This window comes from Mesorhizobium sp. M0001 (genome assembly GCF_040324255.1).
Taxonomy (GTDB): domain Bacteria; phylum Pseudomonadota; class Alphaproteobacteria; order Rhizobiales; family Rhizobiaceae; genus Mesorhizobium.
In genome coordinates, this window is record NZ_JAMYVS010000011.1 from 1 (window position 1) to 25,256 (window position 25,256).

General features: G+C 63.9%; 20 protein-coding genes and 1 pseudogene. 9 read left to right on the forward strand and 12 right to left on the reverse strand.

What is annotated here, in order from left to right; all coding sequences use genetic code 11:
• Positions 1-148: 148 nt before the first annotated feature.
• A complete protein-coding gene (katG, locus tag NKK50_RS24800) occupies positions 149-2,344 on the reverse strand; it encodes a catalase/peroxidase HPI (protein ID WP_352543979.1) in 2,196 nt (731 codons plus the stop codon).
• Positions 2,345-2,484: 140 nt separating this feature from the next.
• Here katG and NKK50_RS24805 point away from each other — a divergent pair, with 140 nt between their 5' ends.
• Complete coding sequence (locus NKK50_RS24805; RefSeq protein WP_352543980.1) at positions 2,485-3,393, forward strand: hydrogen peroxide-inducible genes activator; 909 nt, start codon at positions 2,485-2,487, stop codon at positions 3,391-3,393.
• Positions 3,394-3,396: 3 nt separating this feature from the next.
• Here NKK50_RS24805 and NKK50_RS24810 read toward each other — a convergent pair whose 3' ends face one another.
• Positions 3,397-4,425, reverse strand: coding sequence for a glycosyltransferase family 2 protein (locus NKK50_RS24810; RefSeq protein ID WP_023834023.1), 1,029 nt, complete (start codon positions 4,423-4,425; stop codon positions 3,397-3,399).
• A gap of 79 nt (positions 4,426-4,504) precedes the next feature.
• On the opposite strand from NKK50_RS24810, the gene NKK50_RS24815 reads away from it, so the two are divergent.
• The 3 genes and pseudogenes from NKK50_RS24815 to NKK50_RS24825 all read left to right on the forward strand — a co-directional run.
• Positions 4,505-5,869, forward strand: a complete 1,365-nt coding sequence (locus tag NKK50_RS24815; protein WP_352543981.1) for an NDP-hexose 2,3-dehydratase family protein — start codon at positions 4,505-4,507, stop codon at positions 5,867-5,869.
• Between the two features lie 228 nt (positions 5,870-6,097).
• Positions 6,098-6,829, forward strand: a complete 732-nt coding sequence (locus tag NKK50_RS24820; RefSeq protein ID WP_352499500.1) for a class I SAM-dependent DNA methyltransferase — start codon at positions 6,098-6,100, stop codon at positions 6,827-6,829.
• Positions 6,768-7,006 (forward strand): annotated as a pseudogene (locus tag NKK50_RS24825) (LysR substrate-binding domain-containing protein); the annotation flags it as partial. The gene NKK50_RS24820 and the pseudogene NKK50_RS24825, both read left to right, overlap by 62 nt.
• A 129-nt stretch (positions 7,007-7,135) precedes the next feature.
• Here NKK50_RS24825 and NKK50_RS24830 read toward each other — a convergent pair.
• The 5 genes from NKK50_RS24830 to hisS form a co-directional block, all read right to left on the reverse strand.
• Complete coding sequence (locus NKK50_RS24830; protein WP_023834027.1) at positions 7,136-8,239, reverse strand: calcium:cation antiporter; 1,104 nt, start codon at positions 8,237-8,239, stop codon at positions 7,136-7,138.
• 101 nt (positions 8,240-8,340) lie between these two features.
• On the reverse strand, positions 8,341-10,101 hold the full coding sequence (locus NKK50_RS24835; RefSeq protein ID WP_352499499.1) for an AMP-binding protein: 1,761 nt from the start codon (positions 10,099-10,101) through the stop codon (positions 8,341-8,343).
• A 234-nt stretch (positions 10,102-10,335) separates the two neighbouring features.
• Entirely contained in the window at positions 10,336-11,037 is a 702-nt protein-coding gene (gene hisG / locus NKK50_RS24840; protein WP_023834029.1) for an ATP phosphoribosyltransferase, read from the reverse strand.
• Positions 11,034-12,155 carry an ATP phosphoribosyltransferase regulatory subunit gene (locus NKK50_RS24845; protein ID WP_023834030.1) on the reverse strand — a complete coding sequence of 374 codons (1,122 nt, stop codon included), beginning with the start codon at positions 12,153-12,155 and terminating at the stop codon, positions 11,034-11,036. The genes hisG and NKK50_RS24845 overlap by 4 nt, the downstream gene beginning before the upstream one ends.
• A 172-nt stretch (positions 12,156-12,327) precedes the next feature.
• A complete protein-coding gene (gene hisS / locus NKK50_RS24850; RefSeq protein WP_023825885.1) occupies positions 12,328-13,833 on the reverse strand; it encodes a histidine--tRNA ligase in 1,506 nt (501 codons plus the stop codon).
• 203 nt (positions 13,834-14,036) lie between these two features.
• Here hisS and NKK50_RS24855 point away from each other — a divergent pair, with 203 nt between their 5' ends.
• Entirely contained in the window at positions 14,037-14,279 is a 243-nt protein-coding gene (locus NKK50_RS24855) for a hypothetical protein (protein ID WP_023825884.1), read from the forward strand.
• Positions 14,280-14,406: 127 nt separating this feature from the next.
• Here NKK50_RS24855 and NKK50_RS24860 read toward each other — a convergent pair whose 3' ends face one another.
• On the reverse strand, positions 14,407-15,045 hold the full coding sequence (locus NKK50_RS24860; RefSeq protein ID WP_023750651.1) for a DNA-3-methyladenine glycosylase I: 639 nt from the start codon (positions 15,043-15,045) through the stop codon (positions 14,407-14,409).
• A 209-nt stretch (positions 15,046-15,254) separates the two neighbouring features.
• Between NKK50_RS24860 and NKK50_RS24865 the strand changes: the two genes are divergently transcribed.
• Together NKK50_RS24865 and NKK50_RS24870 are read left to right on the forward strand one after the other, a co-directional pair.
• Positions 15,255-15,998 (forward strand): L,D-transpeptidase, encoded by a 744-nt coding sequence (locus NKK50_RS24865; RefSeq protein ID WP_023686831.1) that lies wholly within the window; start codon positions 15,255-15,257, stop codon positions 15,996-15,998.
• A 271-nt stretch (positions 15,999-16,269) separates the two neighbouring features.
• Complete coding sequence (locus NKK50_RS24870) at positions 16,270-17,190, forward strand: bifunctional 5,10-methylenetetrahydrofolate dehydrogenase/5,10-methenyltetrahydrofolate cyclohydrolase (RefSeq protein ID WP_023670547.1); 921 nt, start codon at positions 16,270-16,272, stop codon at positions 17,188-17,190.
• Positions 17,191-17,194: 4 nt separating this feature from the next.
• On the opposite strand, the gene glcF is transcribed toward NKK50_RS24870, so the two are convergent.
• The 4 genes from glcF to NKK50_RS24890 all read right to left on the reverse strand — a co-directional run bounded on the left by glcF (position 17,195) and on the right by NKK50_RS24890 (position 23,049).
• Positions 17,195-18,520, reverse strand: coding sequence for a glycolate oxidase subunit GlcF (glcF, locus tag NKK50_RS24875; protein WP_023745707.1), 1,326 nt, complete (start codon positions 18,518-18,520; stop codon positions 17,195-17,197).
• Between the two features lie 4 nt (positions 18,521-18,524).
• Positions 18,525-19,736, reverse strand: a complete 1,212-nt coding sequence (locus NKK50_RS24880) for an FAD-binding protein (protein ID WP_352543982.1) — start codon at positions 19,734-19,736, stop codon at positions 18,525-18,527.
• Positions 19,737-19,971: 235 nt separating this feature from the next.
• The gene (locus NKK50_RS24885; RefSeq protein ID WP_023686828.1) at positions 19,972-21,468 is read right to left on the reverse strand and encodes an FAD-linked oxidase C-terminal domain-containing protein; all 1,497 of its coding nucleotides are present in this window, start codon (positions 21,466-21,468) and stop codon (positions 19,972-19,974) included.
• 258 nt (positions 21,469-21,726) lie between these two features.
• Positions 21,727-23,049 carry a DUF3422 family protein gene (locus NKK50_RS24890; RefSeq protein ID WP_023727715.1) on the reverse strand — a complete coding sequence of 441 codons (1,323 nt, stop codon included), beginning with the start codon at positions 23,047-23,049 and terminating at the stop codon, positions 21,727-21,729.
• 205 nt (positions 23,050-23,254) lie between these two features.
• On the opposite strand from NKK50_RS24890, the gene NKK50_RS24895 reads away from it, so the two are divergent.
• The gene (locus tag NKK50_RS24895) at positions 23,255-24,052 is read left to right on the forward strand and encodes an FCD domain-containing protein (RefSeq protein WP_023692349.1); all 798 of its coding nucleotides are present in this window, start codon (positions 23,255-23,257) and stop codon (positions 24,050-24,052) included.
• Between the two features lie 12 nt (positions 24,053-24,064).
• Positions 24,065-25,201: an alpha-hydroxy acid oxidase gene (locus NKK50_RS24900; protein ID WP_023681836.1), complete on the forward strand. Its 1,137-nt coding sequence runs from the start codon at positions 24,065-24,067 to the stop codon at positions 25,199-25,201.
• The last annotated feature ends 55 nt before the right edge of the window (positions 25,202-25,256 follow it).

Consider the following 25,256-nt stretch of genomic DNA (forward strand, 5'->3'; position numbering starts at 1 on the left):
GGGGTCGGACAGAGGCGCCCGCTCGCGTGCGTCCATGCCGGGGGGGACCTGTCCCACCTCCACCTAAATCCAAACCATCTGTCTCCCCCCCACCCCCAAACCCACGCGGGGCCCCCCCCCCCCCCCCCCCTTCGTTTGGGAGGTTGTATCAGGGAGCGATGTCGAAACGGTCGGCGTTCATCACCTTGGTCCACGCCTTGACGAAATCGCCAACGAATTTCCGCCCGGCATCCGCCGACCCGTAGACCTCGGCCAGCGCGCGCAGCTGCGCATGCGAGCCGAAGATCAGGTCGGCGCGTGTGGCGGTCCACCTGACTGCCCTGGTCTTGCGGTCGCGTGCTTCGTAGACCTCATGCGAGCCGGGCTCGGAGGCCGGATCCCAGATGGTGCTCATCGAGAGCAGGTTGACGAAGAAGTCGTTCGTCAGCGTGCCCGGCCTGTCGGTCAACACACCATGCTTCGAGCCGCCGGTGTTGGCGCCGAGCACGCGCAGGCCACCAACCAGCACCGTCATCTCCGGCGCCGTCAGGTTGAGCAGTTGCGCCCGGTCGACCAGCATGGCTTCGACCGACATCGGCGGTTTGCCCCTGACATAGTTGCGGAAGCCGTCAATTTTCGGCTCGAGCGCCGCAAAGGAATGGACGTCGGTCTGCGCCTGCGAGGCGTCGGTGCGGCCGGGCGTGAAGGGGACCTTCACCGCATTGCCGCCATCCGTTGCGGCTTTCTCGACCGCGGCGACGCCGCCGAGCACGATGAGGTCGGCCAGCGAGACCTTCTTGCCGCTTGCGTTGAACTCGTTCTGGATGGCTTTGAGCTCCGCCAGCACGGTGGCCAGTTCGACAGGCTGGTTGACCTCCCAGTCCTTCTGCGGCGCCAGGCGAATGCGCGCGCCATTGGCGCCGCCGCGCTTGTCGGAGTTGCGGAAGGTCGAGGCCGAGGCCCAGGCGGTCGAGACCAATTGCGAAACGCTGAGGCCCGAAGCCAGGATCTTGGCCTTCAGCAATGCAATGTCCTGGTCGCTGACCAGCTCATGGTCGACGGCCGGAACCGGATCCTGCCAGATCAGCTCTTCCTTCGGCACCAACGGGCCGAGATACCGCACGACCGGCCCCATGTCGCGATGGGTGAGCTTGTACCAGGCACGGGCGAAGGCATCGGCGAACTGCTCCGGATGCTCATGGAAGCGGCGCGAGATCTTCTCATAGGCCGGGTCGGCCCGCAGCGCGAGGTCGGTGGTCAGCATTGCCGGCGCATGACGCTTCGAGGGATTGTGCGCGTCCGGCACCGTAACCGCGCCAGAGCCGCCCTTCGGCGTCCACTGATGGGCCCCGGCCGGGCTCTTGGTCAGCTCCCATTCGAAGTTGAAGAGATTGTCGAAGAAGTTACTGCTCCACTGGGTCGGCCTCGTCGTCCAGGTAACTTCGAGGCCGGACGTGATCGCATCGCCGGCAATGCCGGTGGCATGCTTGCTCGACCAGCCGAGGCCCTGCGCCTCGATGCCCGCGCCTTCCGGCTCGGCGCCGACAAGTGCTGCATCACCGGCCCCATGGGTCTTGCCGAATGTGTGGCCGCCGGCGATCAGCGCCACGGTTTCCTCATCGTTCATTGCCATGCGCGCGAAGGTCTCGCGGATGTCGCGGGCCGAGGCCAGCGGATCCGGCTTGCCGTTCGGCCCTTCCGGGTTGACGTAGATCAGGCCCATCTGCACCGCGCCGAGATGGCCGTGCAGCTCACGGTCGCCGGAATAGCGCTTGTCGTCGAGCCACTTGGTTTCCGAACCCCAGTCGACATCCTGCTCGGGCTCCCAGACATCGGCGCGGCCACCGGCAAAGCCAAAGGTCTTGAAGCCCATCGATTCCAGCGCGACGTTGCCGGTGAGAATCAACAGGTCGGCCCAGGAGATCTTGCGGCCGTATTTCTGCTTGACCGGCCACAAAAGCCGGCGCGCCTTGTCGAGATTGGCGTTGTCCGGCCAGCTGTTCAGCGGCGCGAAACGCTGCTGGCCCGCACCGGCGCCACCCCGGCCGTCGCCGATGCGATAGGTGCCGGCGCTGTGCCAGGCCATGCGGATGAACAGCGGCCCGTAATGGCCGAAATCGGCCGGCCACCAATCCTGCGAATCCGTCATCACCTTGTGCAAATCCTCGATCACCGCATCGAGGTCGAGCGTCTTGAACTCCGCGGCGTAGTCGAAAGCTTCGCCCATCGGGTCCGAAAGGCTCGACTGCTGGTGGAGAACGCCGATGTCGAGCTGGTTCGGCCACCAGTCGCGGTTGGTCCTGGCGGAGGTTCCATGCGCGACCGGGCATTTGCCGGCGCTGTTGTCGTCGGTCATCGCGTCCATCTTGGCCTCCGAATTGCTGATTTATGTGTTGTTTTTTCCGGGCCGGCCGGGAGCCGCGCCACTCTGGAATGGTTCCAGACTAAGCCGTCTCTTCGATAAAAACAAATTGCCTTTCCTGTTTGTTGCGATAGGCTTTCCTTATGATTGGCTTGACCGTGCGTCAGATGCAATATTTCGAGGCTTTGGCGCAAACGCTGCATTTCGGCCGCGCCGCAAAACTCGCCGGCGTCAGCCAGCCGGCGCTGTCCGCGCAGATCGCCGAGATGGAGCAAAGACTGAACTGCCGGCTGTTCGAGCGCGGCGGCAAGACGGTGCGGATTACGGAAGAGGCGCAAGCGCTGCTGCCACGCATCGAGCGCATCCTGCGCGACATCAGTGATGTCGAGACGATGGCCCGGCGCGGCCGCCCGGCCATGGAAGGCCGCTTCCGGCTGGGCATCATCCCGACCGTGGCGCCGTATCTTTTGCCGCATGTGCTCCCGGGGCTGAAGCGGCATTTTCCCGCTTTGCAGCTCGAACTGCGCGAAGCGGTGACCGCGTCGCTGGTCGAAGACACGGCAACGGGACGGCTCGACGCCTTCATCGCCGCGCTGCCGCTCGACCAACCCGGCCTGGTTACCGAGGCGCTGTTCGCCGACCGCTTCTTCCTCGCCGTGCCGTCAGGCGACCCGGCCTTCGCCTCGCCGCCGGTGCCGCCGGAAAGCCCGGCGCTGGAGCGGCTGATGCTTTTGGAGGAAGGCCACTGCCTGCGCGAACAGGCATTGGCACTGTGCGGCAGCGTGCGCCCGGTGGCGATGGCAAGCTACGGCGCTACCAGCCTGACGACGCTCTTACAGATGGTGGCACATGGGCTCGGCGTCACGCTTATCCCGGAAATGGCGGCAAGGCCGGCCAGCGCCATGCCGGACCTCAAGATCGTGCCGTTCCAGGAGCCGATGCCGCAACGCACGATCTGCCTGGCATGGCGCCGCAACAAGGTGCGGCATGATGAGTGCGTGGAGCTGGCCAAGATCATTCGTGGGTTGGATGCGGCGGTGCTGGGGGCGTGAGAGTTAAACTCTTGATCCATCCCGACAGTTGGTGCGCTCCTGGTTGATGCGCCTGGCTCTTTTGACTTCGTCGGCGATATGCAGCGCATAGCCGTCCGCTGATGGCAGCGGCAGCGATGTTCTGCCAATCGAAGCCTTCAGAAAACCTTTGCCGGCTGTTCTCCCTGTAAGGCGACGGCGCAGCGCCGTTGCATCGATACCGCTCGAGCGGTAAAGCGCGGCAGAAATACGGTCCGGTTTGCGCCGATCGGGTTGGGGGTCATTGGCCGCGGCCATCGCGATTTGGCGCTGCTCATCCGCATCCTTGCCGGATAAAAGGATCTCCAACGCCTGATGCTGGCGGCTTGCGACCGCGTAAGTACCGCCTGGAGAGCCTCCTCCACGATAGGTCACGATCTTCAACACTGTCGGTGTATCTCCGAATGCGAAATGTGCGCCGGCACGCCAGGCTCGCATCACGAAGTCCTGCAACGGTGGACGATAGAGCGTCAACGGGTGCGCCCACAAACCTATTCGGTCGACAATGCCGCGGTCGAAAATCCAGGCGCTGGCGGGCTCAAACAAATAGTAGTTGCGATCGCAGACGTCGTGGTCCACCCGGTCAGCGCGGGATATTCGTGCAAAGAGCGGCACTGGCGAATCCATCGCCTCGCTGGAGGTACCTTCGGCGTAAAGGGCTGCGCCAACGAAGAAGTCAGAGCGCGCGTGAAGTTTCGCCCTTGCCCGCGCTATGTGATCTGGCAGCAATATGTCGTCATGGTTGAGGTAGGCAAGGAGCGGTGTCGAGGCGACGAGACTGCCTACCGAGTTCGGCCCGGATTGATGCCCGAAACGCCTTTGGAGGTTGAGATAAGAGAAACGCGAATCGGCCATCGAGCGCACCACAGCTTCGGTCTCCGGCGCGCAATTGTCGCCGACGACGAGCACCCGCCAACCCTGATCTGTCTGGCGTTGGACTGAGCGCAAGGCGATTGCCAATGTGTCGGGGCGATTATACGTCGCCACGACGAAGGTTATCTCATCGTCACGCATCGCTCCTTCCAGACCAGACATCATTCTTGTTCCCGTATCTCTCAGTGTGGTAACCAGCGGCTCGGGGGATTGGGAAAATATGCAGGACAGGCTGGATTCGGTTGAGCAGATTCTCGACTGGCGATCAAAGCAGCTATCCCTGAGTGCTTTTCACTATGGACGCATCCCGCTTTCCCAGTGCCGCGCTTGGCGCTTGGCGGACGGACGCATCGAGCATTCCACCAGGCGATTTTTCAGCGTCGCCGGCATAGCAGCCGCATCTGCCTCCCCTGCCGTCAACACCCAAAGCCAACCTATCATCGACCAGCCCGAGGTGGGAACGCTTGCTTTCCTGTTGCGACACCTGGATGGGCAATGCGACGTCCTCGTTCAGGCCAAGACAGAGCCTGGAAATGTCGGCGCGGCGCAACTGGCGCCAACCGTCCAGGCGACGCTCAGCAATTACAACAGGCTCCATGGTGGGGCGCCGACACGCTATCTCGAGTATTTTGACATCACGACCGACACGACCAGCGATCAGCTGCAGTCCGAGCAAGGAACGCGTTTTCTGGCAAAATACAACCGCAATGCGACGCGCGAAATCGTCGGCTCCGGTCCTGAGCCGGCCGGCGAGGCATGGCGATGGTGTGGCATGGAGCCTTTGCTCGCGTTGCTCCACCATGACTACGTCATCAATACAGACGCACGCTCGGTGCTGGTCGCCAGTCCGTGGGAATCGCTTGGCCCGGACGGATCGCCGTTTTCATTCGCGCGAGGTGCCTGCAATTTCGGCGCGGATCTCTTCACCTCGCATGGGACGCAAGACGACAAAGCCGTGCATAATTTCGTCGACCTGCTGGACAGGCTGTCTGCCGCCCGCTTGTCCGCATCGATTGTTCTGTGCCCTGTCCCCATCGACAGCATATCCGGCTGGATTTTCGAAGACAGCGAGATCGCCGACGAAGGTCGTAGCCGGTTCCGTGTCGGATATCATCGCATCCAGGCACTCGACCGCGAGGTGCCGCGATGGGATCAGCCGCTGCTATCGGACTTCCATGCCGTGAATGTCGTGCTGGTCTGCCAGCGGCGCGGCGGTGTGCTGCACTTCCTGTTGCGGCATGCCGTGGAGATCGGTTTTCGTGAAGGCGTTCAATTCGGCCCGAGCCTGCAATTGACCGCAACGGAGCATTTGCGCGACCCTTTTCAGCGGCCGCTCGTCGATCTCATTGAAGAGGGCATCGTTCACGCTGACGTCTGGGCATCAGACGAAGGCGGCCGTTTCGACCACAACCGTGTGCGCTACCGCATCGTCCAGCTACCTGACGGGTTGGAATGCTCCGATGGCCCGGCGGCCTCGTGGGCGACGCTGTCGCAGATACGCAAGCTTCTGAAGATTTCCGGCGCATTGACCAATGAAGCGCGCAGCGTCCTGTCCCTGCTGCTGCCGTATTTGTGGAAGGCTTGAGTCACGTTGTCTTCTGCGCCACCAATCCGAACTCCTCCACCATCGTCTCGCGCATCGAGAACTTCTGCGGCTTGCCGGTCACCGTCGTTGACCAAAAGAACCCCGTTATCGCTTCGAGGTGATCCGCCCTTCCATTCGGTATTTCGCTCTTCCAGATAGTCTATCTCTGGAACGCGCGGTTGCCGGCAGCGTTGCATCCCAACCAATTCCGTAACCGGAGGATGCGATATGGAAGGATTCAGGCCTGAAGACAGCTTTCGCGGTGACGTTGCAAGGCGTTACGACGATGAGCTGCGCGGCGATGAGGACGAGACGGTTCTGTTCCTGCAGGAGATCGCTGCCGGACGGGATTGCCTGGAATTCGCGGTCGGCACGGGGCGAATTGCCTTGCCGCTGGCGGCCACCGGTCTGCGCGTCGACGGCATCGAGCTTTCGCCCGACATGATCGACATGCTGAAGGCCAAGCCCGGCGGATCGAAGATCGAAGTCGTCAATGGCGACATGACGGCGGTGGAAACGGGCCGGCGATACGGGCTGGTCTATCTGGTATTCAATTCGATCGGCAACGTGATCACCCAGGATGGCCAGGTCAAGTGCTTCGAGAATGTGGCCCGGCACCTCGATAAGGATGGCGTTTTCCTGCTCGAATGTCGCGTCCCCACGGCGCCAATGCAGGCCGACAACGGCTTTGTCGAAATTTCCCATCCTGGAACCGGGTCGGTGCACATCGCGGCGTGCAGATATGATCCGGTCAGTCAGGTGCTCGATCTGTCACATATCGATATCGGCAACGACAGTGTCCGCATGGTCCCGCTGAGGCTGCGGCTGGCAAATCCTCCCGAGTTCGACCTGATGGCGCGTTGCGCCGGCCTGCAGCTCGACCAGCGATACGGCGGCTGGAAGCGCGAACCCTTCGATGCCCGCAGTTGGCGCCACATCAGCATCTATCGGAAGAGGTAGGCTCGGCGTCACGCTTATCCCTGATATGGCGGCCAGGCCGGCCAGCGCCATGCCGGACCTCAAGATCGTGCCGTTCCAGGAGCCGATGCCGCAGCGCACGATCTGCCTGGCCTGGCGCCCAACAAGGTGCGGCATGATGAGTGTGGGGAACTGGCGAAGATTATACGCGGCCTGGATGGCGGTGCTGGGGGTGTGAGGCGCTTGGGTCTCAGATGTCGCCTTGGGAACACCGGGAAAAGAAACTCAACCCAAGCGCGTTCGAGAGTATCCGCCTTGATGGGCTGATCGCCAGATCGCACCAAAGCCTCAAGGTATAAATATCAGAAATACATACGTAAAAAAAACAACAGCATGGACCATTCCGGTCAGGAACGTCGTCCTTTCGTTACTAAAGCTTACGCCGCATATGAAAAGCGCTAAAACCAAAAGTACTGCGTCGGCCTCCGGTAGCCCCAAGGTCAACCCTCGTCCCGTCAGCAGGCTGGCTGCTGCGACCGCCGGTATTGTCAAACCAATCGTGGCGCAAGCCGAACCCATTGCGACATTCAGGCCGCGCTGCAGCTCATTGTTGAGTGAAGCACGAACCGCCGAAATGGCCTCCGGCATCAAAACCAGACCCGCGATCATTGCCCCCACAATGCTGTCAGCCTGGCTCACCTGGTAGGCAACGAGCGCATCTTCAACACTTGCGGCGACCTGCTCGGCGAGCATGACAATTCCGATCAGCCCGATAACCAGGAGCAGAGCGCTGGAAGAGACGCTTGCGTGAGGGGTGGTTCGCGCCGAAACGTCATGTGCCAGTCCTTCGATGAAATCGTCCCGGTGCCGGACTGTCTGCGCGAACACAAAACTTGCATAGAGCAGCACAGAAAGAACGCTTACAAGGCCAAGCTGAGCTGCTGAAAATGTGCCGGGATCAGTGGTCCGCGTGTAGGTCGGCAGGATAAGCGTCATGACGGTCAGTGCGACCAGAACCGCCAGATATGCGCTGGTCCCCTGCCGGACAATTGCCTGCTTGCGGTGACGCCAGCCGCCCAACGTGAGACACATTCCGACAACGCCGGTGGAGGCAATCATCACCGTCGAGAAGACGGACTCACGCGCAAGCGTGGGGTTGTTCTCTCCATGCAGCATCATGGAAACGATGATCGACACTTCGATTGCCGTTACGGCAAAAGTCAGCACCAATGTGCCATAGGGCTCGCCCACACGGTGGGCCACCGCCTCGGCGTGATCGAGCACCACAAAAATGGTGATAAACATGATCGCACTCGAAAGCGCTCCGACGAGGATCCTGACGCTCGGCGAACCTTCGTCCACCGATAGCCCGCTGGCTCTGACCGCAACGGCCATTGCCAGGGCGGCCAAAGGCATCGCATAGGAAATCGCCGATCGTGCGAAACCAGTCATTCAAGCCCCCATGCGTCTCTGCAACCCGTGCGGAAAGCCTGTGCGAAGTACCCCAATGTCATTGCGAAGCCGGCAATCCCCATCAACCGGCACCAGCCCCCTCAAGCCGTCTTCTGCACCACCAGCCCCAGTTCCTCCACCATCGCCTCGCGCATCAGAAACTTCTGCGGTTTTCCCGTCACCGTCATGGGCAGTTCGGTGCGGAAGCGGATGTAGCGGGGGATTTTGTAGTGGGCGATCTGGCCGGCGCAGAAATTCTTGATCTCCTGCTCGGTGGCGATCTGGTTGGGCTTCAGCACGATCCAGGCGCACAGCTCCTCGCCATATTTGGCGTCGGGAATACCGAACACCTGCACCTCCTTGACCTTGGGATGGCGATAGAGAAATTCCTCGACCTCTCTGGGATAGACGTTTTCGCCGCCGCGGATGACCATGTCCTTGACCCGGCCGACGATGTTGCAATAGCCCTCGGCGTCGATCGTGGCGAGGTCGCCGGTGTGCATCCAGCCATCGCTGTCGATCGCCTCGCGGGTTTTTTCCGCGTCGTCCCAGTAGCCTTTCATGACGGAATAGCCGCGGGTGCACAGCTCGCCCGGCGCGCCGACGGCGACGGTGGCGCCCTCGGCGTCGATGGCCTTGACCTCGACATGCGGATGGATGCGGCCGACAGTGGAGACGCGTTTTTCCAGCGGATCGTCGACGCTGCTCTGGAACGAGACCGGGCTGGTCTCGGTCATGCCGTAGGCGATGGTCACCTCTTCCATATGCATCAGCGTCACCACCTTCTTCATCACCTCGATCGGGCATGGTGAGCCCGCCATGATGCCGGTGCGCAGGCTGGAGAGATCGAAGCTGGTAAAGTCGGCGTGGTCAAGCATGGCGACGAACATGGTCGGCACGCCGTAGAGGCCGGTGCAGCGTTCCTGCGCCACCGCCTTCAGCGTCGCGCCGGCGTCAAAACCCTCGCCAGGAAACACCATGGTCGCGCCCTTGGTGACGCAGCCCATCGTGCCCATCGACATGCCGAAGCAGTGGTAGAGCGGCACCGGGATGCAGAGCCGGTCGTCGACGGTGAGCTTGATCGCAGCGGTGACGAAATTGCCATTGTTGACGATGTTGGTGTGGGTCAGCGTCGCGCCCTTGGGCGCGCCCGTCGTGCCTGATGTGAACTGGATGTTGATGGCCTCGCCCGGCTTCAGCCCTTCGGAGATGCGGTCGAGGCTGTCATGCTCGTCGCGGCCGGCCATCGACAGCACATCGGCGAAATTGAACATGCCGGGCGAGTTGTCGTCGCCCATGCGAATGACGATCTTCAGCGTCGGCAATTTCTGCGCCTTGAGCTTGCCGGGGGTGGCGTTGGCGAGCTCCGGCGCCAGCGTCTCGATCATGCCGAGATAGTCGGAGGTCTTGAAACTGGCGGCGGTGACCAGCGCCTTGCAGCCGACCTTGTTGAGGGCATATTCCAGCTCCGTCAGCCGGTAGGCCGGGTTGATGTTGACCAGGATCAGGCCGATGCGAGCGGTGGCGAATTGGGTGACCAGCCATTCCCAGCGGTTGGGCGACCAGATGCCGACACGGTCGCCTTTTTCGAGGCCGAGCGCCAGGAAGCCGGCGGCGAGCGTATCGACCGTGTCCGACAATTCGCTCCAGGTGAAGCGCTTGTCCTGTCCGACGAAGACGGCAGCATCCTGCGTGGCGTATTTGCTGACCGTGCCGGAGAAAAGCTGAGGGATCGTCTTGTCGAGCAGCGGCACCGAACGGTCGCCCGACACATGTGCCAGGCCGTCGAGCGGAGCGATGAACGCCCTGCCGCGCCCGCGCAGATTGGTGGCGTTCTTGAGCTCGTCGAGATTGATCGCCATCGCCGTTTCCTCCCGGGATATGGCGAGCCTATCAGCCTGATGGGATGGTGGAAAGTAGAGGCGGTTCCCCTCCCCCTCGCGGGGAGGGTGCCTCGCGAAGCGAGGCGGGTGGGCTCCTCGGCGAAGTGCTCGACTTCCTTGGTCACGGTCGACCCGGCTTGGGTCGTCTCGCGTCGAGCACTGCCGGAGCGACCCCACCCGTCCATCCGCCTTTGGCGGCTGTCCACCCTCCCCTCAAGGGGGAGGGAGCGCGCTCATCTTCGCGGCTATTTCCCGCACTAGCGCCTCATCCGCAGCAGCACGATCTTTCCTGGCAGCCACGAGGCAGGCCTGCGACTTCAGCACAACCCCATCGGCCAGCACCTTGAGATGGTTGGCGCGCAGGGTCGAGCCGGTGGTGGTGATGTCGACGATGACATCGGCAAGGCCTGCCGCCGGCGCGCCTTCGGTGGCCCCGAGGCTTTCGACGATGCGGTAGACCTGGATGCCGTGCTTTTGCGAGAAGAACTGCTGCGTGAGCCGCCAGTATTTGGTTGCGATCCTCAGTCGCCTGCCGTGGCGCTGGCGGAAATCGGCGGCGACATCGTCGAGATCGGCCATAGTATCGACGTCGAGCCAGATGCCGGGCACCGCGACCACGACATCGGCATGGCCGAAGCCGAGGCGAGCGACGATTTCGGCGCGCGCCTCCCAGTCGGCGAGGTTTTCGCGCAGCAGATCCTCGCCGGTAATGCCGAGGTCGACCGAACCTTGCCCAATCTCGCCGGCGATTTCGGACGCCGACAGGAACGCCACCTCGATGCCCTCAGTGCCGTCGATGCGGGCGCGGTACTGGCGCTCATCGCCGGGCAGGCTGACGGCAAGCCCGGCCTTGGCCAGTACCTCCAAGGCCTGCTCCTTGAGCCGGCCTTTCGATGGGATCGCCAGCGTGATCATTGCGGCTCTCCCCGCAGCGCTTCGATGCGGTCGAGCCAGACGGAGAAGCCGACGCCGGGGATCGGCGTCTTGGCGCCGAGCAGGGTCAGCAGCCGGTCGTAGCGACCGCCGCCGGCCAGCGGCCGCTCGCCACCAAGTGCTGCGATCTCGAAGACGATGCCGGTGTAGTAATCCAGCGGACGGCCGAAGGCGGCGTCATAGCGGATCGTCTTTGCGGGCAGGCCATGCGCCTCGATGGCTTTGGCGCGGGCGGCGAATTTTTCCAGCGCCGCGCCCAGCGAAAGCCCGGCACCAGCGGCGAAGCTTTCGAGCGCAGCGCTGGCGCCGTCGAGCGGCACGTCGATGGCGAGAAAATCCCTGAGTGCTGCAAACGCTTCGTTCGACAACCGCACGCTGCGCAGTTCGGCCTTTTCGATCAGCCGCCGGGCAATGTCGGCGGGCGCGCGTCCGCCGGATGCCAGCAGGCCGGCCTCTTCCATGCCGCCGGCAATGTGGGCGGAAAGCGCTTCGAGATCGCCATCGAGGACAAGGGCCGCGACTTCGCCGTCAAGCTGACCGTTGCGTGGCGGATTGGCGAGATCGGACAACGCTGCCTGCAGCATCGGCCCCGAACCGAAGGCGCGCGCAAGTCGCATGCGCCAGCCGCGCGGCAGGCCGAGGGCCGCCAGCACCGCCTCGAAGATGGTCTGGTCGCCGAGCGTGATCGCAAGAGGTTGCGCCGGCAGCACCAGCTGCAGCAGCGCATGCGCATCGGCCAGCGAACGCGCATCGGCCTTGGCCGTATCGCGGTCGCCGAGATCCTCGATGCCGGCTTGGAAAAACTCGTTGCCGCCCTCGCGGCGCTGGCGGAACACTTCGCCGAGATAGGAATAGCGGCGCGGCGTGCCGGCCTGCGAGGCGATGTGGTCGAGGCAGACGGGGATGGTGAATTCGGGACGAAGGCACAGCGTCTTGCCGGTCTCGCTTTCGGTGAGGAAGATGCGGCGGCGCAGATCCTCGCCGGCCATGTCGAGGAATGGGTCGGCCGGCTGCAGCACCGCGACCTCGACCGCATGGGTGTTGCGGGTGGCGAAGAGTTTGGTGATTTCGGATGCGATGGCGGGATAGCGGGAGGTCATGCGTGGCGCGAGGCACCCCCCTCTGGCCTGCCGGCCATCTCCCCCTCAAGGGGGGAGATTGGCAGCTCGGAGCGCAGCGCCTCTTCTTCAACGCCGGAGATTGGCGAAACCATGCGCGACATCCAATCTCCCCCCTTGAGGGGGAGATGGCCGGCAGGCCAGAGGGGGGCGTTCAAGCGCCACCCTTCGCACGGTCAGCGGCCTGCGCAGCCAAAATCTTCTTCACCTCGGCGACCAGCTCAGCCTCCGGCACCGTGACCTGTGCCGGTCTTGCGGCGCGCCATTCGGCGTTGTCGGTGATCTCAGCCGACATCCGCGCGCCTTCGATCAGATCCTTGATCTGCAGCTCGCCCTTGGCGCGCTCGTCGCCGCCCTGGATAACGGCGACCGGGCTGCCGCGGCGGTCGGCATATTTCAGCTGCGCCTTCATGCCGGCGCCGCCGAGATACATTTCGGAGCGGATGCCGGCCGCGCGCAGATCGGCCACCATCTTCTGGTAGCGACCGAGGCTTTCCGTATCCTTGTCCATCACCAGCACGACGACCGGCGCGATGACATCGGTGGTGTCCAGCTTGCCGAGGTTCTTCAGCGCCGTCATCAGGCGGGAGACGCCGATCGAAAAGCCGGTCGCCGGCACCGGCTCGCCACGGAAGCGCGAGACCAGCCCGTCATAGCGGCCGCCACCACCGACCGAACCGAAGCGCACGATCTGGCCGTCTTCGTTGGGGATTTCGGCGAGCAATTCGGCTTCGAAGACCGGGCCGGTGTAGTATTCGAGGCCGCGCACGACGGAGCGGTCCATGGCGATGCGATCTTCGCCATATCCGGCCGCCCTGACCAGGGCTTCAATCGTCGCGAGCTCGCCGACGCCTTCTTGGTAAGTCGGGTTCGAGCTCACTATGGAAACCTGGTCGACCTGTGCGTTCCTTGCCGTGGCGAGGAGGACTGCTTCAGCTTGCCCGTCGTCCAAACCAGCGCCCTTGGCGAAGTCGCCCTCGCCTTCCTTGCCGCCATCCCATCGGCCCGGCCCAAGCAGAAGCTTCACGCCTTCCGGCCCGAGCTTGTCCAGCTTGTCGATGGCGCGCAGCACGGTCAGCCGGCGGCCGGCATTGTTGTCACCGCCAAGGCCGATCGCCTCCAGCACGCCATCCAGCACCTTGCGGTTGTTGACCCGGATGACGTAGTCGCCACGCTTGATGCCAAGCGCTTCCATCACGTCGGCCATCATCATGGCCATCTCGGCGTCGGCTGCGACGCCCGGCGTACCGATCGTGTCGGCGTCGAACTGCATGAACTGGCGGAAGCGGCCCGGGCCGGGCTTTTCGTTGCGGAACACCCAGCCGGAGCGGTAGCTGCGATAGGGTTTCGGCAGCTTCTCAAAATTCTCGGCGACGAAACGCGCCGTCGGCGCAGTCAAATCATAGCGCAGCGACAGCCACTGCTCATCATCGTCCTGGAACGAGAAAACGCCTTCGTTCGGCCGGTCCTGGTCGGGCAGGAATTTGCCGAGCGCATCGGTGTACTCGATCAGCGGCTGGTCGGCCGGCTCGAAACCGTAGAGCTCATAGACCGAACGGATCGTGGCCATCATCTTCTCGACGGCACGGATGTCGTCCGCACTGCGGTCGGCAAAGCCGCGCGGCAGCCGTGCTTTCGTCTTTTCCGATTTGTCGGCCATGGGATGGGTCTTTTCGCTAAGTAATCGATGACTTATTTGGAGTCGGCGTGTCCTAACCGAAGCGGCTTGGTGCGGCAAGGGTTTGCGCTCTTTCCTTCTCCTTCGAAACAAAACGCACCAAAAGGAAACAATTCCGCCATCGGCGCGGCATCGTGCCGACACAATCAGAGCCAATAAGCGCGCCGAAACAAAGGGTTGGGGCCATGACTGCGGCACGCAAATTCGATATCAGAGACGACGGCTTGCATGAAGTCCGGCTGCGGCCGGCCGAGAGCCGTGCGCAGGTGACGGCGAGCCCCGGTCCGTTTGAGGTCACTGCCGACGAGCGCAAGCGTTCCACCATGCGCGAGGCGCTGATGACTGGATTGCTGGTGATTTATCCGGCCTTTGCGGCACTGGCGGCGATTGTCGCCGGGCTTTTTCTGACGGGCGCCAGCGGGACGTGAGTTCCTTACCCTCCCCCTTGTGGGGAGGGTCGACGCGTAGCGTCGGGGTGGGGGTGCGGCGCCAAGATACCCCCACCCGCGCCTTCGGCGCGACCTCCCCACAAGGGGGAGGTAGGGGGACAGCGCCCTACTTCGGCCTCTTAAAGGCCTTGCGTTCCTTCTCCACCTGCTCCCGGCAAACACACCCCTCGATATGGTCGTTGACCAGACCCATCGCTTGCATGAAGGCATAGACCGTCGTCGGTCCGACAAAGCTCCAGCCGCGCTTTTTCAACTCCTTCGAAATCCTGATCGAGACCGCTGTCGTCGGGTTGGCCCTCAGGTGGGCGAGGTCGACGATCTCCGGCCGCTCCTCCGGCCCCGGCTCGAACTTCCAGAACCAGGCGGCCAGCGAGCCGAATTCATCCACCATTTCGCGCGCGCGTTTGGCGTTGTTGATGGTCGAGACGATCTTGCCGCGGTGGCGGATGATGCCGACATTGGCGACCAGGCGCTCGACATCCTCGTCGGTGAAGGCAGCGACCTTGTCGAAGTCGAAACCGGCGAAGGCCTCGCGGAAATTCTCGCGCTTGCGCAGAATGGTCAGCCAGGACAGGCCGGACTGAAAGCCTTCGAGGCAGATCTTTTCGAACAGCCTGCGGTCGTCGGCGACCGGCCGGCCCCATTCATGGTCGTGGTAGTGCAGATAGTCCGGCAGATTGCCGTGCCAGAAGCAGCGCGTGATCCCGTCGGAGCCGGTAAGCAGTCCGGTGTTGTCTTGCGCCATGGCCAATCCATCCGTTAACGCGCTTTTGCGCTGCATTTACCGCGGCTTTACCAGATTCCTGAACCCGGCGGTAACCACACCAAAAGGTTTACTGACAAAGCGGCATTTTACGCATTCCGATTCATGTTTCGGTTGCCGCTTCGCGCCAAGGATCGCGCAACCGGGGGCAAGTTCCGCCTCCGTCCGTTCGACGATCAAGGTGCGTTCCGATGAAGATCTTTTTGCGTTCCGTGCTCGGCGCCGTGGCCATTCTGGCCGCCGGCGTCACCTCGTCTGCCGCCAACGACCGCTATGCCGACAGGCCGCCGGTGATGGTGAGCCCCGACCTTTCCGCGCCCTGGGTGCTGCAGCTTGGCCGCGCGCCCGGCATCGTGCGGCAGAGCCGACAGGTGGTCCAGCAGCCGCGACTTCGCTATGCGCAGCCGGCGCGACCCGATCGGGTGCGCACTGCTTCCGTGCAGGCGCCGGCCAAGCGCGTGGTGATGCGGCCGCAGATCAATCCGCTCTACCTGCCGCAGGAAGTCGCCTATGACGGCCCGCAGAAGCCGGGCACGATCGTCATCGATACGACGCAGAACTTCCTGTTCCTGGTCGAGAAGAACGGCAAGGCGCGGCGCTATGGCGTCGGCACAGGCAAGCCTGGCTTCGAATGGTCTGGCACGCACAAGATCACCAACAAGCGCGTCTGGCCGGACTGGCGCCCGCCAGCGGAGATGATCAAGCGCGAGGCCGCCAAGGGCCGCTACCTCCCGACCTATCTGGCCGGCGGCGAGGAAAACCCGCTTGGCGCCCGCGCGCTCTATCTCGGCACGACGGAATACCGCATCCACGGCACCAACCAGCCATGGACCATCGGCGGCTCGGTGTCTTCCGGCTGCATCCGCATGCGCAACGAGGACGTGGTTGACCTTTACGAGAGGGTCAATGTTGGAACGACCGTGGTCGTGATATAATCGGCTACCGAATCATCTGATCCAGAAGGTTAGACCTTCAGGATCGGGAAGAGTTTGCGGGGGACGGGCCGTGTGGGGATGCGGCCAGTCAGGAAAGGGCAGCCCGGGAAACCGCGCTGCCCTTTCTCTTTGCGGCTATAGCTGAGCCAGGCTGCGCCAGAACGTCGCGCCAGGGGGATGACGGTTCGCTTTCACGCTGCCTTGCCGCATTTCCCCTGCTATAGGGACGGCCAAACTCCCCTGCGCCAAACTCCGCTGCAAAGGTCCAGCCATGTCTCCGCCAGACGATAGCCGTTATCTCCGGGGCGGCCCGGTCGCCCAGCGCATCATGGCATCCGTGCGCGAGGATGCCGCCATCGCTACCGCCGAAGGTTTTCCGCCCAAGCTGGTGTCGATCACCGTCGGCGATACCGCTGCCGTAGATGTCTATGTGCGCAACCAGCGCGCCAAGGCCGCCCTTGCCGGCATCGGTTTCGAGGAGCGGCGGTTCCCCGCCGACATCAGCGCCGGCGAACTCGAGGCGGCGATCCACGGCCTGAACGCCGACCCGCGCGTCACCGGCATCATCATCCAGCGGCCGGTGCCGGCGCATATCCCGATCAAGACGCTGCAAGCGGCGGTGCATCCACTGAAGGACGTCGAGGGCATGCATCCGGCGTCGATCGGCAATATCGTCTACAATCAGCTCGACCTCGCGCCTTGCACGGCTGCGGCCTCGGTCGAGCTGCTCAAGGAAACCGGCCTCGACCTCAAGGGGCTCGAAGTCGTCGTCGTCGGCCATTCCGAGATCGTCGGCAAGCCGATTGCCTTCCTGCTGATGAGCGAAGGCGCGACGGTGACGGTGTGCCATCACATGACGCGCTCGGTGGCGGCACATGCGCGCCGCGCCGATGCGCTGTTCGTCGCCGTCGGCAAGCCGCGGCTGATCAAGGCCGACATGGTGAAGCCCGGTGCGGCCGTCATCGACATCGGCATCAATTCCGAGATCGGCCCGGACGGCACGAGCCGCATCGTCGGCGACGTCGACACCGAGAGCGTGAAGGAAGTCGCGTCCTGGATCACGCCGGTGCCGGGCGGCGTCGGCCCGATCACTGTGGCGATCCTCTTGCGCAACACAATGGTCGCGCTCAGCCGCCAGCGCGCGCGCTACCAGGCGACGTATGGCGTGGTGGACCGGCTGGCAGCGGAATAGCTGCTTACTCGGCGGCGACCAGGTTTCCTTCGGAGACGCCCTCCGGCTTCGGACCACCATAGGCCCAGTCGAGCAGCTTGATCGTGTGCACCACCGGCAGCTTTGCAGCCGAAGCGATCTGGGTGATGCAGCCGATATTGCCTGTGGCAACGATCTCCGCGCCGGTGGCCTCGATGTTTTTCACCTTTCGGTCGCGCAGCTTCTCCGAAATCTCCGGCTGCAGGATGTTGTAGGTGCCGGCCGAGCCGCAGCACAGATGGCCCTCGCGCGGCTCGCGCACGACGAAGCCGGCCTTGGCCAGCAACTCCTTCGGCTGGCGGGTGATCTTCTGGCCGTGCTGCATCGAACAGGCGGAGTGGTAGGCAACGACCGTGCCGGGCTTGCGCACCGGCTCCGGCAGGTCGAGGCTTGCGAGATATTCGGTGATGTCCCTGGCCAGCGCCGAGACCTTTGCAGCCTTGTCGGCATAGGCCGGATCGAGGCGCAGCATGAAGCCATAGTCCTTGATGGTGGTGCCGCAGCCGGACGCGGTGATGACGATGGCATCGAGCCCACCCTGGTCGATGGCGCGTGTCCAGGCATCGACATTCTGCCGGGCCGAGGCAAGGGCTGCTGCCTCGCGGCCCATATGATGGACCAGCGCGCCGCAGCAGGCCTCGCCCTCAGGCACCACGACCTCGACGCCGAGCCTGGTCAGCAATGCAATCGTCGTCACGTTGATGGCGGGATCGAGCACCGATTGGGCGCAGCCGGTGAGGATGGCGACGCGGCCCTTTTTCGCTCCCTGCCCGGCATGGACGCCAGGAGAGGCCATTGGCGAGGCGGCGGGAATAGAGGCCGGCGCCAGCTTCAGCATAGCACCGAGCGGCTTCAAGGCTGGGACCTTTTCGAACAGGCCGATGAACGGCTTGCCCAATCTCGCCAGCTTCAGCGCGGCGCGAAAGCGCGCGGGGTAAGGCAGCACTAGGGCCAGCAGGGCGCGGGTCAGCCGGTCGAGCAGCGGCCGCCTGTAAGTCTCCTCGATATGGGCGCGGGCATGGTCGACCAGATGCATGTAGTTGACGCCCGACGGGCAGGTCGTCATGCAGGCGAGGCAGGACAGGCAGCGGTCGATATGGGTGACGATCTCCTTGTCGGCGGGACGGCCGTTCTCCAGCATATCCTTGATCAGGTAGATGCGCCCGCGCGGTGAATCCAGCTCGTTGCCGAGTGTGACATAGGTCGGGCAGGTGGCGGTGCAGAAGCCGCAATGCACGCATTTGCGCAGGATCTTCTCCGATTCCGCGACATGCGGATCGGCGAGCTGGGCAAGGGAGAAATTGGTCTGCATCGCGTTAGCCCTGGGCCATGCGGCCGGGATTGAGGATGGCCTTGGGATCGAACTCGGCCTTGAGCCTAGCCGACAGGGCGGCCAGATGCGGCGCCTGTGGCTCGAACACCGGCACGGCGGCGCGATGCGCGGGCGCGGCGCGCACCAGCGTCGCGTGGCCGCCGCCATGTTTTCTGATCAGCCCGCGCAGCAGGGCGGCCTCGGGATCGCCCTCCTCCATGCGCAGCCAGACCAGCCCACCCTGCCAGTCGTAAAAGGCGCTGACGCCGATCTGCATGCGCAGCGTCAGTACCATCTGGTGGGCCTGGGACGGCGCCATCGAAACGCGCCAGACCGGCTTTTCACTGCCGTCGGCGAAGGGAGCGCAATCCCTGATATCACGCCAAGGGGCATGCGAGGCCTCGCCGGCAATGTCCTGCAACGGGCCGGCATTTTTCAGCAGGGTTTTCAGTGCCTCGATGCGATAGGCGATCGAAGGGCCGAACCCTTCGACGCGCAGCAGCGTCGCGGCGTCAGTGCCGAGCGCGCCGTCGGCGACACGCGCGGCGATCCGCTCCGGCAGATGCGCGGCGCTCGACACTTCGGCGCTGGAGCCGAGCGCCAGCGCCATGGCGGCGGCCGCCGCATCGTCGAGCAGGCCACGCACGGCAAGCGTGACCTCGGTCTCGGCCGCCGGCAACACCTTGAAGGTGACGTCGGTGAACACGGCCAGCGTCCCCCAGCTGTTGGCCATCAGCTTCGACAGGTCGTAGCCGGTGACATTCTTGACGACGCGGCCGCCGGACTTGAAAGCCTCGCCGCGGCCGGCAACGGCGTTGATGCCGAGGATGTGGTCGCGCGCGGCGCCCGCCTTCAGCCGGCGCGGGCCGGACAGGTTCGCGGCAAGCACACCGCCGATCGTGCCTCTTCCCTTGATGCCGCCGAACAATGGGCCGTAGTCCATCGGCTCGAAAGCAAGTTGCTGGCCGTTTTCGGCGAGTAGGCTTTCTATATCGGAAAGCGGTGTGCCGGCCTTCGCCGACAGCACCAGTTCGGCCGGCTCGTAGAGCGTGACGCCGGTGAGTTTTGAGAGATCGAGCGTGTGCTCGGTTTGCGATGGCCGACCGATGCCGCGCTTGGAGCCGTGGCCGATGGTCTCCAGCGGCGATTCCTCCGCAGCCGCCCATTGGACGGTGGAGAGGACTTCGGTGGACGAGGTGGGAGTGAAGGTGGTCATGGCGACGCGCCGCTTGCGAGTGCAGAGACGTCGAGTTCCTTCGTGCCCCCCTCTGTCCTGCCGGACATCTCCCCCACTTGGGGGGAGATTAGCAGCTTTGGCGACCGCGCCTCTCTAGCAACGTCGAAGATTGGCGAAGGCAGAGATGACTGGTGATCTCCCCCCTTGTGGGGGAGATGTCCGGCAGGACAGAGGGGGGCGCGAAGGATCGCCGACGTGAGATATTCCGCCCCCATCAAAACCTCGGAATATCCGGAAACGCGACCTGCCCGCGATGCACATGCATGCGTCCAAGCTCCGCGCAGCGGCGCAGTTGCGGGAACACTTTTCCCGGGTTGAGCAGATGGTTGGGATCGAAGGCGCATTTGACGCGCATTTGTTGGTCGAGGTCGATCTGGTTGAACATCTCCGGCATCAAATCGCGCTTCTCGACGCCGACGCCGTGCTCGCCGGTCAAGACGCCGCCGACCTTGACGCAGAGCCGCAAGATGTCGGCGCCAAAACTTTCCGCCTTGTCGAGTTCGCCCGGCACGTTGGCGTCATAGAGGATCAGCGGATGCAGATTGCCGTCGCCGGCGTGGAAGACATTGGCGACGCCGAGGCCGTATTTCTCCGACAGTTCGCGCATGCCGGCGAGCACACCCGGCAATTCCTTGCGCGGGATGGTGCCATCCATGCAGTAATAGTCGGGCGAGATGCGGCCGACCGCCGGGAAGGCCGCCTTGCGACCGGCCCAGAAGCTCAGCCGCTCCTGTTCGGATTGCGAGACGCGGCATGTGGTGGAGCCGTTCCTGTAGGCGATCGCTTCGACGAGACCGATCAGGTGATCGACCTCGACGCCCGGCCCGTCGAGTTCGACGATCAGCAGCGCCTCGACATCAAGGGGATAGCCGGCGTGGACGAAATCTTCCGCGGCATGGATCGCCGGCCGGTCCATCATCTCCATGCCGCCAGGGATAATGCCGGCGCCGATGATGTCGGCGACGCATTGGCCGCCCTGCTCGCTGGTCGGAAAGCCGATCAGCAGAGCACGGGCCGTCTCTGGCTTTTTCAGGATGCGCACGGTGACCTCGGTGACGACGCCGAGCAGGCCTTCGGACCCCGTCATGACGCCGAGGAGATCATAGCCTTCCGAGTCCAGATGATTGCCGCCAAGCCGCACCACCTCGCCGTTCATCAGCACCATCTCAATGCCCAGCACATTGTTGGCGGTCAGGCCGTATTTCAGGCAGTGCACGCCGCCGGAATTTTCAGCGACATTGCCGCCGATCGAGCAGGCGATCTGGGAGGATGGATCGGGCGCATAGTAGAAGCCCTCCTGCTCGACGGCGGTGGTGATGCCGAGATTGGTGACGCCGGGCTGAGCGACGACGACGCGATCGGGATAGTCGATGGCAAGGATGCGGTTGAAGCGGCTCATGACCAGCAGCACGGCATCCTCGAGCGGCAACGCGCCGCCGGAGAGCGAGGTGCCGGAGCCGCGCGGCACGACACGGATGTTGCGGTCGTTGCAGTATTTCAGCACCCGCGACACCTGCGCCACCGTTTCCGGCAGCACCACGACCAGCGGCAATTGCCGGTAGGCGGTGAGACCGTCGCTTTCGAAGGCGCGCATTTCGTTGGTGGCGTCGACGACGCCCTCGCCCGGCACGATGATGCGCATATCGGCGACGATCTCTGCGCGCCTTCGCATCGTGGCGTCGTCTGGCTTGGGCATGACAAGGCCGGACATTGGCGGCGTCCTCCGCTTGGCTGGTAAAAATCTTTTACCAGTTACATCCGGATGTTGCAAACACCGCGTCGGGCAAAGAGCGTACTGCCAGCCTTCCGCAGCGGCAATCTGCCGCTATTCACCCTCCCCCTTGTGGGGAGGGTCGCGAACGCAGTGAGCGGGGTGGGGGTCCGCGCGACGAAGCTCTTTACGAGCACCCTCACCCCGATCCGCTATGCGGATCGACCCTCCCCACAAGGGGGAGGGTAAAGTGCGCTCCTACTCCCCCGGATGTTTCGCCGGCTCGGAGTGCATCCGCCTGACTCGCCGCACGCCCCACCAGACCAGCAGGATGGCGACCGGCACCGCGACGGCCGTGACGACTTCCGGTGCAAAGGCATGGCCGAAGATCGAGGCGCCCTTGGCGAGATAGGAGATCAGGCCGACGACATAGTAGGACACTGCCGCCACCGACAGGCCTTCCACCGTCTGCTGCAGCCGCAGTTGCAGCCGGGCACGGTTGTTCATCGACGCCAGCAGATCGCGGTTCTGCTTCTCGACCTCGACATCGACCCAGGTGCGCAGCAGCGTGGTGGCGCGGGTTAGTTTGCGCGACAGGTTGGCCTGGCGCTCCTCGACCGAACGGCAGGTGCGCATGGCGGGTGCCACCCGCCGCTGCAGGAAGCCGCCCCAAGTGTCGTAGCCGGGCACGGCTTCTTCGTCCAGCGCTTCCAGCCGCTCGACAACGATGCCGTCATAGGCGCGGCTGGCGCCGAAGCGATAGAGGCTGGAGGCGGCATCAGCCTCGAGTTCAGCGGCAAGCTCGGTCAGGTCGGCGAGCAGCGTCTGGCTGTCGCGGGTTTCAGCGACCTTCATTTCCAGCGTGGTCTGCGCCAGCCGGTCCTCGATGCGGCGGGCGCGGCCCGACAGCGTCAGCGCCAGCGGCAGGCCGAGCATGGCAAGCGTGCGATACGTCTCGACGTCGATCAGCCGCTGCGACAGCGCGCCGGTCCGCGCCGGCGTCAGGCCGCGATCAAGCACCAGGATGCGGGTCAGGCCGTCGCCGTCCTGGCGGAAATCGGTGACGATGGCCGCATTGCCGCGCTCGACCAGCGAATAGCAGAGGCTCGTCGGGTCGAAGGCCGCAATCAGCTTCTCGCTTGCCGGCGTCCATTTGCGGATCTCCAGCCTTATGCCTGAGATCACCGTTCCCGGCGGCGAGAACCCGTTGCCGAAAGGAGAATCCTCCTGCGCCCTGCCGCTTTCGGCAAGCGGCCCTTCCCAAAGATAGGTCGAGAATTCCGTATGCCGCTCCCAGCGCAGCGTACCCTTGCCCCACTTCATGGCGTGGTGGCGGGCATGACGGTCGGGCGCCGCGATGCCGAGGCGCCGCGACAGTTCGGAGAGCACGGCCATGTCGACGCTGGAGCCGCCCTCGGTCATGAAGGCGAGTTGCACAAGCACGCGCGGCTTCTCGATCAGCGGATGCGGCCGGGCATGGACCTCGCCGATCGCGCCGGGCCGTCCCTCATGCGCGGGAAAGCCCATCACGCTGCCCTGGGCGCGCGGCTGGAATTCGAGGTTGGACGTCTCGTCCGACACGGTGGTCCCCCTGTTCTCGACCCTTCGTGTGATGGCGTCCTCTAAAGGCAATCCATGAGGCGCGTAAACACCAAAGTCTAGCATCGTAGGTCCTGCCGGCGCGACGCGCAGACCGACCCGATTGGGCAAATTGGATAAATAATTTGACCAGTTGGCGACGCTGGCTTTATCTTGCGCGACGCCGGTTCAATTTCCCAGGCCCCCGTTGAGCGATATTTTCTCCAGGATCGAGCATTCGCGCACCGCCGACGAGGTGGTGCAGCAGATCGAAAGCCTGATCCTTGAAGGCGTGCTGCGCACCGGCGACCGGCTGCCGGGCGAGCGCGAGCTGGCGCGCCAGTTCGACGTGTCGCGGCCGATCCTGCGCGATGCGCTGAAGGCGCTGGAAGGGCGCGGGCTGCTGATCACCAAGGCCGGCGGCGGCACCCATGTCGCCGACGTCATCGGCCAGTTGTTCACCAAGCCGGTGACCGACCTCATCTCGATGCACCGCAAGGCGGTGACCGACTATCTGGAATACCGCCGCGAGATCGAAGGTGTTGCGGCCGAATATGCGGCGCGGCGCGCGACAGCGGACGACATTGCGCTGCTCGACCGCATCGTGGCGCGCATGGACGAGGCGCACCGCACCGGCGATTTCGACGACGAGGCGGAAATCGACGTCGAGTTCCACCATGCTGTGTGCGAATGCGCGCACAACATCATCCTCTTGCACACGCTGCGCTCCTGCTACCGGCTGCTGTCTGAAGGCGTGTTCCAGAACCGGCTTCTGGTGTTCAGCGTGCCCGGAGCGCGCGAGGCGCTGCTGGCCCAGCACGGCGCGATCTACAAAGCCGTGAAGGCCGGCGATCCCTCAGCTGCCCGCCAAGCGGCGATGGACCATATCTCCTATGTCGAGCGCTCGATGCTCGAGGCCGAACGCAGCGGCGACTGGCAGCGCGTGTCGCGGCTCAGGCTTAAGCAGCGCTCCGACGCCGACGACGGCTTCAAGACGACTGGCTAACGAGGAACCACCATGAGCGACATCCTCACCATTGCCGATCTCAAGGACCTGGCGCGCCGGCGGGTGCCGAAGATGTTCTTCGACTATGCCGATTCCGGCGCCTGGACCGAAAGCACCTACCGCGCCAACGAAGAGGACTTCCAGAAGATAAAATTCCGTCAGCGCGTACTGGTCGACATGAGCAACCGCTCGCTGGAATCGACCATGATCGGCGAGAAAGTGGCGATGCCGGTGGCGCTTGCCCCAACTGGAATGACCGGCATGCAGCATGCCGATGGCGAGATGCTGGCCGCGCAGGCGGCAGAGGAATTCGGCGTGCCGTTCACGCTGTCGACGATGAGCATCTGCTCGATCGAGGATGTCGCGTCGGTGACCAAGAAGCCGTTCTGGTTCCAGCTCTACGTGCTTCGCGACAAGGATTTCGTGCTCGACCTGATCGACAGGGCGAAGGCTGCAAAATGCTCGGCGCTGGTGTTGACGCTCGACCTGCAGATCTTGGGGCAGCGCCACAAGGATGTCCGCAACGGGCTGTCGGCGCCGCCCAAGATGACGCTGGCCAACATTGCCAACATCGCCATGCGGCCACGCTGGCTGATGGGCATTGCCGGCACCAAGCGCCGCACCTTCCGCAACATTGTCGGCCATGCCAAGGGCGTCGGCGACGTCGCTTCGCTGGCATCGTGGACGACGGAGCAGTTCGACCCGCATCTGTCGTGGAAGGATGTCGCCTGGATCAAGGAACGTTGGGGCGGCAAGCTGATCCTGAAAGGCATTCTCGACAAGGAGGACGCGCTGATGGCGGTCGAGACCGGCGCCGACGCCATCATCGTTTCCAACCATGGCGGGCGCCAGCTCGACGGCGCATCGTCGTCAATCATGGCGCTGGAAGAGATCGCCGATGCCGTCGGCGACAGGATCGAGGTGCATATGGACGGCGGCATCCGCTCGGGCCAGGACGTGCTGAAGGCGCTTTGCCTCGGCGCCAAGGGCACCTATATCGGCCGCCCGTTCCTGTACGGATTGGGCGCCATGGGCAAGCAAGGCGTGACCCTGGCGCTGGACATCATCCGCAAGGAGATGGACATCACGCTGGCACTGTGCGGCAAGCGGCTGGTGACCGACATGGGCAAGGACCAGTTGCGGCGCTAGGGTCTTGTTCACCGATTAGACCCTAGCCTCGCTGGATCACGGAGACGAAGCCGCC

Bases quoted from the DNA above. Each gene is read 5' to 3' on its own strand.
- katG (WP_352543979.1), bottom strand. From the start codon at position 2,344: ATGGACGCGATGACCGACGACAACAGCGCCGGCAAATGCCCGGTCGCG.
- NKK50_RS24805 (WP_352543980.1), top strand. From the start codon at position 2,485: ATGATTGGCTTGACCGTGCGTCAGATGCAATATTTCGAGGCTTTGGCG.
- NKK50_RS24810 (WP_023834023.1), bottom strand. From the start codon at position 4,425: ATGCGTGACGATGAGATAACCTTCGTCGTGGCGACGTATAATCGCCCC.
- NKK50_RS24815 (WP_352543981.1), top strand. From the start codon at position 4,505: ATGCAGGACAGGCTGGATTCGGTTGAGCAGATTCTCGACTGGCGATCA.
- NKK50_RS24820 (WP_352499500.1), top strand. From the start codon at position 6,098: ATGGAAGGATTCAGGCCTGAAGACAGCTTTCGCGGTGACGTTGCAAGG.
- NKK50_RS24830 (WP_023834027.1), bottom strand. From the start codon at position 8,239: ATGACTGGTTTCGCACGATCGGCGATTTCCTATGCGATGCCTTTGGCC.
- NKK50_RS24835 (WP_352499499.1), bottom strand. From the start codon at position 10,101: ATGGCGATCAATCTCGACGAGCTCAAGAACGCCACCAATCTGCGCGGG.
- hisG (WP_023834029.1), bottom strand. From the start codon at position 11,037: ATGATCACGCTGGCGATCCCATCGAAAGGCCGGCTCAAGGAGCAGGCC.
- NKK50_RS24845 (WP_023834030.1), bottom strand. From the start codon at position 12,155: ATGACCTCCCGCTATCCCGCCATCGCATCCGAAATCACCAAACTCTTC.
- hisS (WP_023825885.1), bottom strand. From the start codon at position 13,833: ATGGCCGACAAATCGGAAAAGACGAAAGCACGGCTGCCGCGCGGCTTT.
- NKK50_RS24855 (WP_023825884.1), top strand. From the start codon at position 14,037: ATGACTGCGGCACGCAAATTCGATATCAGAGACGACGGCTTGCATGAA.
- NKK50_RS24860 (WP_023750651.1), bottom strand. From the start codon at position 15,045: ATGGCGCAAGACAACACCGGACTGCTTACCGGCTCCGACGGGATCACG.
- NKK50_RS24865 (WP_023686831.1), top strand. From the start codon at position 15,255: ATGAAGATCTTTTTGCGTTCCGTGCTCGGCGCCGTGGCCATTCTGGCC.
- NKK50_RS24870 (WP_023670547.1), top strand. From the start codon at position 16,270: ATGTCTCCGCCAGACGATAGCCGTTATCTCCGGGGCGGCCCGGTCGCC.
- glcF (WP_023745707.1), bottom strand. From the start codon at position 18,520: ATGCAGACCAATTTCTCCCTTGCCCAGCTCGCCGATCCGCATGTCGCG.
- NKK50_RS24880 (WP_352543982.1), bottom strand. From the start codon at position 19,736: ATGACCACCTTCACTCCCACCTCGTCCACCGAAGTCCTCTCCACCGTC.
- NKK50_RS24885 (WP_023686828.1), bottom strand. From the start codon at position 21,468: ATGTCCGGCCTTGTCATGCCCAAGCCAGACGACGCCACGATGCGAAGG.
- NKK50_RS24900 (WP_023681836.1), top strand. From the start codon at position 24,065: ATGAGCGACATCCTCACCATTGCCGATCTCAAGGACCTGGCGCGCCGG.